The sequence below is a fragment of the Xanthomonas sp. D-36-1 genome (assembly GCF_017746155.1).
In the GTDB taxonomy this organism is placed as follows: domain Bacteria; phylum Pseudomonadota; class Gammaproteobacteria; order Xanthomonadales; family Xanthomonadaceae; genus Xanthomonas; species Xanthomonas cissicola.
On sequence record NZ_JAGHWR010000078.1, the window covers coordinates 24,856 to 38,836 of the forward strand.

A 13,981-nucleotide genomic window follows, 5' to 3' on the forward strand; every position below is an offset into this window, starting at 1 on the left:
GCTCCAGTGCATCCCCATGCCACGCCGCCCGAACAACACGCACCACCCGCACCACCTGCCCCGATGGGGCGTCCGTTCACACCACCCCAAGGAAAGGAAATGAAAGCACCCCGTCCCACCTCCCTCACCGTGATCGCCTGGTTGTTGATCGTCTCCTGCGTCCTGACGGTCGTCTCCTTCGCGATGGCCCATGGCAATCCCGCGGCCGAGAACGTCATGCGCCAGGGATTGCTGCCGCTGTGGGCGCAGTACGCGATCGGGTATTTCGGGCTGGCGGTGCAGTTCGTCTGCGCCCTCGCCTTCCTCAAGGGACTGGCCTGGGGGCGCACGCTCTACATCGGCTGGGGCGCCATCGGACTGGTGATCGGATTCGCGACCGCCCCCATGAAGCTGGCCCTGATTCCCGGCGCCATTCTGTTCGGCGTTGTCGTGTTCTTCCTGCTGCGGCCCGCGGCCAGTGCCTTCTTTGGCAAGGGCGGCCGCGACGCGGGCCTCGGCCAAGCCTGAGACGTTGAGGCAGTGAGGCGATGAGGCCGGCGCCCATGCGATGGGCGCGTTCGCTCGCGCAACCCACATGGCGTCCCGTGCGGCCTTGGCGCCCTCCTTCGCTTGCCGCGGCACGGGCACCTGTCGATGGCACCGCCCCGCCACCCTCGACCCATCCACCGATCCATCCACTCCACCCGCAGGACATGCACCGATGAATGACACAGCGCAGGACTATTCGCAGTACAGCCCCACATGGCAGTTCCGGTTCGATTTCTACGACCGCTACGGCGAGCCCAAGTCCTCCACCTTCAAAACCGCCATGCGCTCCAGTGCGCTGTCGTTCGGCCAGAAGGTCAAGCTCAACATGAACTTCTATGCCTTCTTCTTCGGCTTCATTTACTTCTTCATCCTCGGGATGTGGCGCAAGGCGCTGGTGCTGATCGGCGCATCGTTCGTGATCGGCTTCATCTGCTCGTTCCTTCCGGACTACGCGCTGCGCTCATTCGGTCTGGCGTACTCCCTGCTGGTGGGCATGACCGCCAACTACGCCTACTACCTCCACAAGATCAAAGGCAGCACGAGCTGGAATCCGCTGGAAGGCGTGCGCTGGTAGGCCGCGCAGGGCCTTCCATGGACCCGCGCTCTATTGGATGGCGATGGCCAAGACACAGGTTGCACTAGGAGGCACCAGCGGCCATCGCCATCGCGGTGGCACTGGCTGCCCGATTCAGGGCTGACGTCGCGCGCGCGTTGCGCGAACCTTCGGTGCCGCGTGCCGCCCATGCCCATGGATGCGGCGAGCCTGCGGGCCATACCGGACGATCCAACGACCGCCATCCCATGTTCCGGCCATTCCAGCTGTTCCAGCGCGCGGGCAGGCAGGCGCCCACAGCCGACACGACGACCCGCTCCCCGGAGACGGGGACGGGCCGTGGCTCCGCGCCGGGCTGGAGGACGCCGCTCTCGGCCTCCGAGTTGTTGGCGCCGGTGCGCCGGCAGCAGCTAATCGAGCACATCTGGCAGCGCACGTCGCTGTCGCGGGCGCAGTTCGAGGCCCTGTACCTCGCCCCAATCCGGCGCTACGCGGAACTCGTGCAACTGTTTCCGGCGTCCGAGAGCCACCACCACGCACACCCCGGTGGCATGCTCGACCACGGCCTGGAGATCGTCGCCTACGCGCTCAAGCTGCGGCAGTCGCACCTCTTGCCGGCGGGTGCGACACCCGAATCGCAGGCCGCGCAGGCGGAGGTCTGGACCGCGGGTGTGGCCTATGCGGCGCTCCTGCACGACATCGGCAAGATCGCCGTCGACATCGACGTGGAGCAGGAGGACGGCAGCACGTGGCGCGCATGGCATGGGGTGCTGCGGCAACCCTATCGCTTCCGCTACCGCTCCGGACGCGAATACCGGCTGCATGGCGCCGCGGGCGGCCTGCTGTATGCGCGGGTGCTGGACACAGGGATCCTGGATTGGTTGAGCGGCTTCCCCGACCTGTGGACTCCCTTGCTCTTCGTGCTGGCGGGACAGCACGAACACGCGGGCGTGCTAGGTGAGCTGGTCGTCCAGGCGGACCAGGCTTCCGTGGCGCAGTCGCTGGGCGGCGACCCCGCCAAGGCCCTGGCCGCGCCGCGCCATGCGCTGCAGCGAAAGCTGTTGGACGGCCTGCGCTACCTGCTGCGCGAACAGCTGCAGATCAACCAGCCCCAGGCTTCGGACGGATGGCTGACCCAGGATGCCCTGTGGCTCGTCAGCAAGACGGTCTCGGACAAGCTCAGGGCGCACCTGCTCGGCCAAGGCATGGACGGCATTCCATCCAGCAATACGGCGGTGTTCGATGTGCTGCAGGACCATGGCATCGCCCTGCCCACGCCGGACGGCAAGGCCATCTGGCGGGCCTGCGTGGCGAGCGAAAGCGGATGGTCGAACACCTTCACCTTCCTGCGCCTGTCGCCCGCGCTGATCTGGGATGCGGCAGAGCGTCCCGCACCGTTCGCGGGAACCGTGCAGGTGCTGCAGGATGCGGAGTCGGCTCCGCCATCTCCAGCCGTCCAGCCCCCGGACAACGACCAGAGCGCCATGGTGGCCGAGGGCACCGAGGCCGATGCCACGCCAACGCCGTCTCCGCGACAGGATGGTGTCGACGCACTGCTCTCATTGCTGCAGCCAGATTGGCCCGCGCCACCCTCGGCACACCGTGCCGACACCGCGCCTGCGGAAGCACCCGCGCCGCGGAGTCCGCCACGCGAAGTCGCGAAAGAAGAAACTGCGACCGCGACGCGTCCGCCCTCCAGCGCTCCGTCCGGGCAGGACTTCATCGCGTGGCTCAGACAGGGCCTGCAACAGCGCCGCCTCATCCTCAACGACGCGAAGGCACTGGTGCATACGGTGGCCGATACCGCTTATCTCGTGAGCCCGGGCGTGTTCCAGCGCTACGCGCAGGAGCATCCGGCCGTCAGAGCGCTGGCGAAAGGCGAAGAACTTGCCGAGTGGCAATGGGTACAGCGGCAATTCGAGCGGCTGCGCCTGCACCGCAAGCAGGACAACGGACTGAACATCTGGACCTGCGAGGTGGCGGGCCCCCGAAAGACCCGCCGCCTCCATGGCTACCTGTTGCGCGATCCGCTCTCGGTGCTGTCGCAACCGCTGGCGAACAACCCGTTTCTCCATTTGAAGGACGCTTCGGCAAGCGCCCAGGCACCAACGGTTGCCGCCCGCGTGGATACGCCCGACGCCCCCGAGCTCTGAAGCCAGGAGGCGTCGCGGCGTCTTGCGCTCACTTCCAGTTCGCGGCCAAGGTGGTTTCCAGGCTGCTTTGGTAGTTCGCCGGCAGGCTGGTCTGGCCCGCGGCCGGCGGCGAGAACGTGGCCATGGCTTGCACGAGGCTCTGCACTTGGTTGGCCTGCAGCGCCTTGCCGTCGCCGGCCTGGAAGCGTTCCACCTGGTACTGCGATCCCGCATACCAGTTGCTCATCACCAGCTTGTCGCCCGTGCCGATGATGCTCACCTCCAGGTTGTTCCCGCTCTTGCGGAACCAGAGCTGGCGCGACGACACATCGCCCGCGAACTTGGCGATATCGAGGTTGCCACTGGTGGTGTCGTTCTCCTGCACGGTGTCGGTGCCGTACCCACGACCGAGCCAGTAGGTGTCGTTGCCCAGCCCTCCGATCAACGTGTCGGCCCCGGCACCTCCATCCAAGGTGTCGGCTCCCGCGCCGCTTGTGAGGACATTGGCGGCTGCGTTGCCCGTCAGCCGGTTGCTCAGTTCGTTGCCCGTGCCGTTGATCGCACCCGCTCCGGTGAGCACGAGGTTCTCCACGTTGGCACCCAGCGTGAAAGTCACGCTGGACATCACCGTGTCCGTCCCGGCATTCGCCGCTTCGACGGCCCGGTCGCCCGTGTTGTCCACGACGTACGTGTCGTCGCCCGCGAGGCCCGACATGGTGTCGGCGCCGGCCAGCCCGTCGATCGTATCGCTGCCGGCCGTGCCCGTGAGGGTGTCGTTGCGGGACGTGCCGGTGATGGTGGACGACTGCACGGTCACGGCGAACTTCTGGGCCGCCTGGGCTCCCCAGGGATCCTTGGCGCTCACCGAGATCTCGTAGGTGCCCAGGGGCGCGTTCGCGGAAGCCCTGAACGTCTGCGACTGCGCATCGAAAGTAAGCCAGGCCGGGAGCGCCGCGCCATTCGCGAGCGTCGCGCCGTAGACCAATGCGTCCTTGTCATCGTCCACGAAGACCGTCGTCGGCACCTTGAAGTTCCAGGCACCGCCCTGCTTGAACGACTGCGCCGCGATCGCCTGCCGGGCCTCGGGCGCCTGGTTGACGATCAGAGCGAAGCCGACGTCCATCGATGCGCCGGAGGTATCGGTGGCCACGACCTCGAAGTTGAAGAGCTGTCCGCCCACACTGCTCGGCGGCGTGCCCGTGAACGTGCGGGTGGCGGCATCGAAGGAAATCCAGGACGGCAGCTTCCAGTCCGCGCTGGCGGGATAGCGCACGCTGAACTGCAGCGCATCGCCGTCCGGATCCGAGAACACCCCATCGGGCACGGTGAACCGGAAGGCGGTCTGCTCCGTGAAATACTGCGTGTCGATCCAGCCGTCCGCGACCGGCGCGCGGTTGCCCTTGTCGACCACCAGCGAGAACGTGTCCGACACGACAGCACCCACCGCGTCGATGGCCGAAACCTGCACGTCGATGGCGCCGACGTCGCCCTGGGCCGGCGTGCCGCTGAACGTCCGCGTGCCCGCATCGAAGCCCAGCCAGGACGGCAGCGCGCTACCGTCGGCCCGCGTGGCGCGGTAGGTCAACACGTCGCCCGCGTCCTCGTCCGAGAACGCTCCGGCAGGAACCGTGAGACTGAAGGCCGCTCCGGTGGATGCACGTGCGTCTGCCAGCGGAGCGGTCAGTACCGGCGCATGGTTGACGGCATTGGGATCCGCCCGGCGCACCAGCGTGTCGTACTCCCAGGCCGTGCCATCGGCGAACTCGATGCGCCGCACGCCGCTGACCGCCGCGTCCTGGTAGAAGGACTTCACGGTGACGGCATCCTGCGCGCCGCGCAAGGTCACCTCCAGCGCATCCCCGTCACGGCGCAGCACCACGTCCTGCGCCGTGACGCCCGACTTGAACCGCAGCGTCTGGCTGCGCTCGCCGCTCACCCGCCCCGTCCACGATTCGATGACGTCGCGCCCGTCGCCCCGGCCGAAAAGATAGACATCGCCGCCCACGAGCACGTCGTTGCCCGAGCCGCCGTCCAGCGTGTCGCGACCGGCATGGCTCACGAGGCGGTCGTTGCCCGATCCGCCCTTCAGCTCGTCCCGATCCTGGCCCGCGGACCAGAGCGCCGCGGCGGGGCGGATGGCCGCATATTGGTCTTCCACGACGTCGTCGCCATCGCCGCCTTCAACGATGTCGTCCTGGAACGAGCCGCTCACCGTGTTGTTACCGGCATTGCCGATCAGGTGGACGCCTTGCGCAGGATCGATTCCGCGCAGTCTGCCGTTGGCGGCGAGGTTCTCCACGTTCGCATAGTCGTCCAGCCGGAAAACCTTCCCGCTGGAATGCCACGCGGCCTGGCCCATCGCCATCACGTCGAGAATGACGCGGTCCGTGCCCCCGCCCGCCGCCTCCACCACCACGTCGTTGAGTCCCACGTAGTAGGTGTCGTCGCCACCCTTGCCGGTGAGCACGTTGCGGGCGGTGTTCCTGGACGCCCGGATCTGGTTGGCCTGGTCGTCGCCAGTGGCGCTCAAGGTCTGGTCGCCCAGCAGCTCGACGTGCTCGACATTGGCGATGCCCGACAGGTCCACGGAGACGCTGGAGGAAACGATCGTGTCGTTGACCGAAAGCTGCTTCCCGTTGGCATCCACCCCCGTCTCGAGCACCTTGTCGCCCGCACTGTCCACCAGGTAGAAGTCGTCTTCCACGCCGCCGATCAACGTGTCGTTGTCGCCGGCGCCGTCCAGCACGAGGCCACCGAACGCGTCGGAGCGATCGCGCATCATCATGGTGCTGATGCGGCCTTGATTGGTGGCGTCGATGACGTTGTCCAGGGCATTGCCCGACAGCCGCACCCGGGTGTCGTCGGGACGGCCGTCGTACAACAGAGAGGAAGCCTGAAAACCGTAGTAGGAATCCACGGGGACGATGCGAGTGGTGTTCGTCCAGTCCATCAACACGAGGTTCTCGACGTTGTCCGCGAGGGACCGGCTCCTGGCGTCGAGCAGCAGTGTGTCGTTGCCGCCATTCGCCTGTTCCACGATCTCGTCCCTGTTGCTGGAGTAGGCATCGCCCGCCATGTCCACGTAGATGTCGTCGCCCGCGCCGCCTTCGAGCCGGTCCAGGCCCTCCTTGCCATCGAGCACGTTGCTGCCCGCGTTGCCCACGATCACGTTGTTCGCGCCGTTGCCGACGCCCGCGATGTCGAGCGTGCCGGTGAGCGTGAGGTTCTCGACGTCGGCCGGAAGCACATAGGAGACCGCGCTGCGGATGGTGTCCGTGCCCTGGCCCGCGCCTTCGGCCACGGTATCGCCGGGGTGATCGACCGTGAAGGCGTCGTCTGCTGCCGTGCCCTGCTGGGCTCCGGCCGCGCCGCGCGCATCCACGATGCGGCCCTGGATATCCTGCGCATTCCAGCGCGTGCCGTCGCTGAATTCAAAAGTCTCCACGCCGCCATCCGCGCCGAAGAAGCCCGGAATCCACACCTGTCCCGCGCCGGGCACCACCACCACGAGGGAATCGGTGGCGCCGTAGCCCGCGGCACGCCCCGTGGCGTCCGCCGGAGCGCTGGAGGTACGAACCAGGCGCACGTCCGCCGCCGCGATGCCCGCACCGAAACGCAGCGTGTCGGAGCCGCCCGCCTCCATGATCACGTCGCGGCCATCGCCCCGGCCGACGAGGTACACGTCATCGCCCGCGCCGCCGGCAAGCGTGTCGAATCCCGCACCGCCCGACAGGACGTCGTTGCCGCCCCGGCCCGCCAGCACGTCATCGCCCGCCCCGCCCACCAGGCGGTCGTCCGAGAAACCGAAGCCCGTGAGCTTGTCGTGTCCCGCCCCGCCGACGAGTGCCTGGCGCTGCAGATCCTGCAGCGTCCAGACGGTGGCCGGATCGCCCGCGAAGCGCACCTGCGCCACGCCCCCAGGCTGCGCACTGGAAAACAGCCCCGAGAGCACGACCGTCGTCTTGAGTGCCCCGGTCGCCACGTCCTTCACGCTCAGAACGGCCGAGCCGTCCACGTGCGCCACCGACACCTGGCCCGGTGCGATCGCGGCATCGAACTCCAGCACGTCCCGGGCCACGGCATCGTCGCGCACGATGGTGTGTGGACCACCCGAGGGGCCGATGCGGAAGGTATCCGCACCCTCGCCACCGGACAGTTGGGACGGACCGGTGAGCGAGGCCACCAGGATGTCGTCGCCCGCCTCGCCGTAGAGCGCGTCGCTCCCGGTGGCGGCGCCCTCTCCCGCGATCAGCGTGTCGTTGCCCTCGCCCCCGCGCAGGGTATCGGCACCGGCACCGCCATCCAGCAGGTCGTTGCCGGCCAAGCCGTCGAGGGTGTCGTTGCCCGCCAGTCCGCGCAGTTCGTCGTCGCCCGGCGTTCCCCTGAGCGCATCGTCGCCCGGCGTGCCGGAGTTCGCGCGGTTGAACACGTCGCCCCAGTTCCACACGGTCTGCGGCGCGTCATCGAACACGAACCGGAGGCCACGCTGGCCTTCCGCGAAGTCCATGAAGCCGAGGATGCGCAACTCCTGCGTCCCCGTACTGCCTTCGCCGGCCCACGTGACCAGAAGATCCTTGCGGCCGCCATCGCCGGGCACGCTGGCAATGCCCACCTGCGCCGGGGCGAGGCCCGCGGCGAAGCGGACCGTGCGGCCAGAGCCTTCCCGGGTCTGGCCGTCCACCAGCAGCGTGGCGCCCACCGGAGCGGCCGACCTGCGCACCACCAGCGTGTCGCTGCCCGTGCCGAGCTTCACGCGTGCGCCCGGTACCTCCACCACGTCGTCGCCAGCGCCCGCGTCCACGGAGGTGCCCACGCCCGTGATGCGGTCGTTGCCATCGCCAGCCTCGAAGGTGTTGTCTCCGCGCGTATCGGTCAGCACGTCGTCGCCCGCGCCGCCGTACAGGGTGTCGGCCCCCGCGCCGCCATCGATGGTGTCGTTGCCCGCGCCGCCATGGACCGTATCGTTGCCGGCCAGCGCGTCCACCGTATCGCCCGTGGGCAACAGGAGGATTTCCGCATCGTCGCCGGCGCTCGCCTGGGCCTGGCCCGGCGTGAGGGCCAGATCGGAGAAAGCCACGCCGCGCCCGTCGCCGAACTCGATGCGCGACAGCGGCTGCGAGGTGAATGCCGCCTTGATCGTGAGGCGGTCCTGCGCGCCGATCACCCGCACCAGCAGATCGTCCTCCACGCGCGAGAACATCAGGTCGGATTGCGCGAGCCCCTCCTTGAACCGGATCACGTCGCCATCCGCTGGCGCAGCCGTTCCGGCGGAATAGCGGTCGACGCCATCGCCCCGGCCGTAGAGGAAGATGTCGCGGCCCTGGCCCGACTCGACCGTGTCATTGCCAACGCCCGCGTCGATGGTGTCGTTGCCGTCGCCGCCCCATACTTGGTCATCGCCGGAGCCGGCTGCGATCGAGTCATCGCCAGCGCCCGCGTAGATCCTGTCCGCGCCATCGCGGCCCGTGATGAGGTCACGGAAGGGCGTGCCCTCCCCGTACCACGCACTGCCGTCGGTGCGCTCGCGCATGTCCAGCACGATGCCGCGCGCGACCAGGTCGGTCCATGCGAGTTCACTGCCGTCCGCGAACCGTGCGATGTCGAACGGCCGGTCGTCGCTGCCCGAGAGGCCGTCCAGGCGCACCCTGTCGTCGCCGTCTCCATAGCGCAAGTACAGGGCCATGCCCTGGCCGTCGAACTTGCGCACCAGCGCCACGCCATCGGCAGCGATGCCTTCGCCGAACTCGAACACGTTGGCCGCGCGCGCGTCCCGCGTCTGCGCGCTCACCGCGCCGGTCACGGTGTCCTGCCCGTCGCCCCGCTCGAAGGTCAGAACGGCGCCGCCGGAGTCCCGCGCCTGGGCGATGTCGAAGATATCGTTGCCTGCAGCACCCTGCAGCGCGCCGCCCCCTCCGCCCAGGCTCAGGCGGTCGGCTCCGCGCCCGCCGTAAGCTTTGCCCCCCGTGTCGGCCGTGAGGGTCTTGTCCTCCGTCACGTTGGCCCGGATCCACTGCGCGGTGGACACCTGCACGCCGTTGACCACCAGCGTCTCGAACGCGCCCGTGAAGCCGTTCTCCAATACCAGCCCCCGCCGCTCGGAGACTTCGCCCAGGCGCATCGCCAGGTCCTGTGCCTTGTCGGTCCGCGAGGACGACACCGCGCCTGAGAGCATCACCGTGTCGTCGCCGCCCGCGTCCCGCAGCAGTTCCGCCGCGTCCGACGATCCCTCGGGCAGGTCGGCCGCATCGATCACGTAGGTGTCGTTGCCCAATCCGCCATCCAGCAGGTCCGCGCCTGCGCCGCCGACCAGCGTGTCGTGGCCAGCGCCCCCATAGAGCGTGTCCCGGCCCTCGCCGCCCATCAGCGCGTCGTTGCCGTTGCCGCCAACGAGGGTGTCGTTGCCCGCGCCGCCGTCCATCCGGTCGGCGCCGTGCCACTGGGCATTCACCTGGTCCGGGGCGTCGTCGCCTTCGAGGATGTCGGAGCCCGCACCGCCCAGCAGTACGTCGCCGGCGCCCCCGCCCACCAGGGTGTCGTCGCCTTCGCCGCCGTCCAGGAAGTCGTCGCCCGCCTCCGGGCCGTTCATCCCGTCCTGGTCGCCGAAGATCTCGTCGTTGCCCATGCCGCCGCGCAGGATGTCGTCACGGCCGCCGCCGCGCATGCGGTCGTTGCCCGCTCCGCCGTCCAGCACGTCGTTGCCGTGGCGCGAGGCCTCCAGCACGTTGCGCACCACCATCTTTGCGCCGTGGATCGTCAGCGTCTCCACTGCCTGCTGCCCTGCGGACGGCACCACGTCGTAATCGCCGTCCAGCCAATCGTCGCCCGCCCCGCCGTCGATGAAGTCATCCCCGTCGTAGCCCGCCACCATGTCGTTGCCCGTGCCCGCCAACACCGTGTCGTCGCCCGCTCCCGCGTTCACCACGTCGTCGCCCGCGCCCGCGTAGATCGTGTCCGCGCCGGCCCCTGCCGCCCGGCCCACGTTGCTCATGAATGCCTCGCTGCCGTTCAACTGCGCGAACGTCTCCTGCGAGCCCGCCACGTACTGGGTCGTGTCCCCCTCCAGCGGCCGGATGTCCTGCGCTTGCATCGCCAGCAGGCCCGAGGCGTCCACTTCCGACAGCGGGTTGATGCCGAACGTGCGCAGGTCCGTCTTGCGGATGCGCTGGCCCAGGCTGTCGTAGGGCGTCGTGCCGATCTGCGCCAGCGCCATGCTCGCCATCAGCAGCCTCGGCTGGCCCGTGGCCGGGTCGTTGGTGCCCATGCCGTGCGCGTCGGCGGCATTGCCCACCACCAGCGCCGAGCCGTTGCCGTCGGCCAGGATGATGTCCGCGCCGCCCCCGCCCACGATGGTGTCGTCGCCCGCCCCGCCGTAGAGCACCTCGTCGCCCGCGCCGCCCAGTAGCCGGTCGTCCCCGCGCCCGCCCGACAGGCTCGCGAAGCCGTTGCCGCTGGCCGCCTGCGTCTCCCCGGCGGCGATCGCCGCGGAGAGGTCCACCGGGGCGCCCGCGTACAGCACGTCATCGCCCGCCTCGCCGTACAGCCACTGCCGCGAAGACGCCGCCGCCGCGCCGCCCTCCAGCACGTCCGCCCCCGCGCCCCCGGCCGCGCCGTGCCGGTTGCCGCCGGCCTGGAAGGCGCCCGTCACCCGCAGACCCCCATCCTGCTGGGCCTGCGTGAGACGGTCGTAGGCGTCGCGGCCCGCAGATGTCGCCAAGTCGTAGTTCGATGCTGGCGGTGTCTGTGCCGATGCGACCAGCGACACGTCCCAACGATTGGAGGCGGCCTGCTGCGGGGTTCCTGCGTCGTCCTGGGATTTACCTTTGTAGGTCGCTTCGATGCGGGCCGCGCCACCGGATGCGGTTTCCCCCGTCTGCATCAGTGCGAAAACGATCTCGGTCTGCCCCTCCACCAGAGTCAGCACCCCGGCCCCGGGAGGCAGAACCGCACCGGCAGACACGATCCGGAACTGGTCCTGCATGGCGCTGAGAGAGAGCGTGACCGTGTCTCCTGCCTGCGCGGGTCGGTTGAGATGAACGGACAACACGTCCCCACCGCCGCCTTTGACCGTCGAGAGGCCCGCCAGCGCCTGCGGTTCGAATCGAGGGTCTTCGAAAGGACTGGGGCCCGCCTTGTCGCTCAAGGCCAGCCGCATCTTGGATTCCAGCTTGATGCCGAGGTAGCCCGCGTCCGTCTTCGCCTTGGTCAGGTCGAAGTTGTCGATCGTGATCGTGTCCGCGACATTGCCCGCACGCGTGATGACCAGCTTTTTGCCCGTGGTCGAAGCCGCGTCGTTGTACACGGCCAGCCCGACGCGCTGGCCGTCCAAATCGGCCACCCACACGTCAGCCTTGCCGGCACTCTTGGCTTCGCCCAGGGTCTTGCCGTCGATCTGGATCGCTCCGAGGCCGTCCTGGTCCAGAACGTAGTCGCGTCCGAAGCCGCCAGTGAACTGGTAGGTATCGGAACCCAGTCCGCCCAACAGCGTGTCATTGCCATCGCCGCCGGCCAGTACGTCGTTGCCCCTGCCCGCGAAGATGAAATCCTGCCCAGCGCCCGTGCTGAGCACATCGGCAGCGTCCGCCCCCAGCGCCAGATCGCGCTTGTCGTCGGCCGCGCTCTGGTAATTCAATGCCCCGCTGGTCGCCACCGCCACGCGTTCGGACAGAGGCACGTTCCCTCGCACCAGAGCCGCATAACTGCGATTGTCCAGTTGGGGAATGGTGGTCTGCGTTTCTCCCAGGATGCCTTGGACGAACGAACCCCAGGAACGGTAAGTTCCCCCCGAGGCCTCCACATCGGCCACCTTGAAGGACACGCCGCCCGCTTCCGATTTGAGCAACGGCTTGAGGGCCCCGCCTTCATAGCGATCCGGCGTCGCCTCCGAGCTCGTGGCGCTGTAGTAATGCCGCAGCACACTGGCCAGAACGCCTTCCTGGAAGTGTTGAACGAACCCTCCGTTGGGCACACCTAACTTGCCCAAGTCCTTGCCCAGCGTGTCCAGCATCTTGTCCGCCACCACCGCTTGGGCGCTATTCGGACTGCCCTCGGATATGCCGAACTGGTGGCGTAGGATGTGTTCGGCCAACGTCGCGTTTGGCTGATCCGTGCGTTGTATACCCAGCAGATCCGCATTCGAAAACAGCCCGAGGAATGGCTTGTAGCGCTGCGCCGCAAGATAGAAGCCTTGGTCCGCAGACCCGTCGCGGCTCTCCAGCATCAGCGTGAGCAATGCCTGCGAGTGCAGCGCCACCGCGCTCGCATCCGAGGCGTTCTCCACCAGATCGAGGCCGTTGCCGTAGATGCGCAGCGCATCGCGCACCGACACGTCCACCCCTTCGCCCGTCAGCATCTCGCCCTTGAGGGCGATGGCGCGCACGTTGGCCTCCCGGGCCACGGTCACAGGCACCATCACCACGCTGGGCAGGCCGGCGGCCGTGCCCGCCCCGGCCGCCGCCGGCCCCAGCAGCCGCAACGCCAGGCCCACGGGCACCGGCACCTGCCCCGAAGTCGTGTAGCTCGCGAGCTTGGCATCCGGCGCCAGCCCCTGGCGCTCCAAATAGGCGTTGAGCGCCTGGGCGTTCTCCATGCTGGCGGCTGCGCGGAACGGCGCCGGGTCGAACGTCACCGCCTGGACGTCCAGCATCACGCCGATGGCCGAGGCCAAGCCTCCACCCAGCGAATGTTCGGTCAGCACCATGCTCTTGCCCGCCATCGCGGGGTTCTGCTTGAGCCGCACCACGAACTCCGCCGCCTGCCGGAGCTGATCCGTCAACTTGCCCCCACCCAGCGGCACGTTGTTGTCGAACATGTCGGGCTTCAGTTCGCCCTCGAAATACGTGCCCGCGAAGCTGACCACGACCTCGCTGCCTTTTACATATGCCGCCGCCTCGAAGCCGGTCGTGCTGTCTTGCCAGTAGACGCGGCCCGGCACGTTGGTTTCTGGCCTGCGCTGGCTGCCATAAGGCCAACCAGCAATATTTAAAGAAGCCCACCCTTCCGGAACCAGTATCTTATTGATATCCGCTCGACTAGATTCATAGCTCGCACCTGCCAGCAAAGCGAGTTCTACGTTGCGATTCATTTCTCACCCCTCATTTTTTAACCGCTGGATACGCCTGACAATCGATTGGCCGACCGTGATCGTTCTTCTGCACTAGACGCCATGTAGTTCCATACGAACCTGCGGCCTTCCTTTTCTTCGCCGCAATTATTTCTTTAATCTGCTCAGCAGATAACAACTTCTTTGCCCTTCTTAAATCAGGCGAATCAGGCCCATAATCGGTGGCCATATTTGGCGCAGCGAAGTCTTTCGGCAAATTTGCGTAACTAACGCTTCGCCAATTTCCATTTATTTGAGTGAATGTTTCATAGGAGCCGATAGGGCAATCGGTATCCATACTGAATGGCCCAACACTCACGATCAACCAAGGAACTCCCTTTTCGAAATCCAATAGCAGGTAATTACTGCTACCAGTGATTTGATGGGTATATTTCTTCTTAGGGTCATTCGGATCTGGAAACGTGATCGTTCTCTTCTGCGTCGATCCCGATTGCCCGGGCTCCGTCCAGCCGCCAGCCACGTCCTTGCGTTCCGCGATGATCTTGCGGCCGTCGTGCAGCAGGATTTCTTCCTTCCACTCGAAGGTATTCGGCGTGCAGCCCGCCAATGCGGGAAGCAGCAGCGAAACGGACAGACATACGTGCCATATAGGTTTCATGACTCAACTCCTTTGAACTTGTGCTCAATAGTCCGCCCTGAACAACTCGC

General features: G+C 67.4%; 5 protein-coding genes and 1 pseudogene. 3 read left to right on the top strand and 3 right to left on the bottom strand.

Features of this window, described 5'->3' with window-relative positions; genetic code table 11:
- The first annotated feature begins 99 nt into the window (after positions 1-99).
- The 3 genes from J7367_RS19290 to mobH all read left to right on the top strand — a co-directional run bounded on the left by J7367_RS19290 (position 100) and on the right by mobH (position 3,234).
- Complete coding sequence (locus tag J7367_RS19290) at positions 100-507, top strand: hypothetical protein (protein ID WP_057663893.1); 408 nt, start codon at positions 100-102, stop codon at positions 505-507.
- 193 nt (positions 508-700) lie between these two features.
- Positions 701-1,102 (top strand): DUF2628 domain-containing protein, encoded by a 402-nt coding sequence (locus J7367_RS19295; protein WP_057663896.1) that lies wholly within the window; start codon positions 701-703, stop codon positions 1,100-1,102.
- 227 nt (positions 1,103-1,329) lie between these two features.
- Complete coding sequence (gene mobH, locus J7367_RS19300; protein WP_057663899.1) at positions 1,330-3,234, top strand: MobH family relaxase; 1,905 nt, start codon at positions 1,330-1,332, stop codon at positions 3,232-3,234.
- Between the two features lie 28 nt (positions 3,235-3,262).
- On the opposite strand, the gene J7367_RS22365 is transcribed toward mobH, so the two are convergent.
- The 3 genes and pseudogenes from J7367_RS22365 to J7367_RS19310 all read right to left on the bottom strand — a co-directional run bounded on the left by J7367_RS22365 (position 3,263) and on the right by J7367_RS19310 (position 13,931).
- Complete coding sequence (locus tag J7367_RS22365) at positions 3,263-9,631, bottom strand: putative Ig domain-containing protein (RefSeq protein ID WP_244672343.1); 6,369 nt, start codon at positions 9,629-9,631, stop codon at positions 3,263-3,265.
- 507 nt (positions 9,632-10,138) lie between these two features.
- Positions 10,139-13,294: pseudogene (locus J7367_RS22375) on the bottom strand (hypothetical protein); the annotation flags it as partial.
- Between the two features lie 10 nt (positions 13,295-13,304).
- Positions 13,305-13,931, bottom strand: a complete 627-nt coding sequence (locus J7367_RS19310) for a hypothetical protein (protein WP_081028010.1) — start codon at positions 13,929-13,931, stop codon at positions 13,305-13,307.
- Positions 13,932-13,981 lie beyond the last annotated feature (50 nt).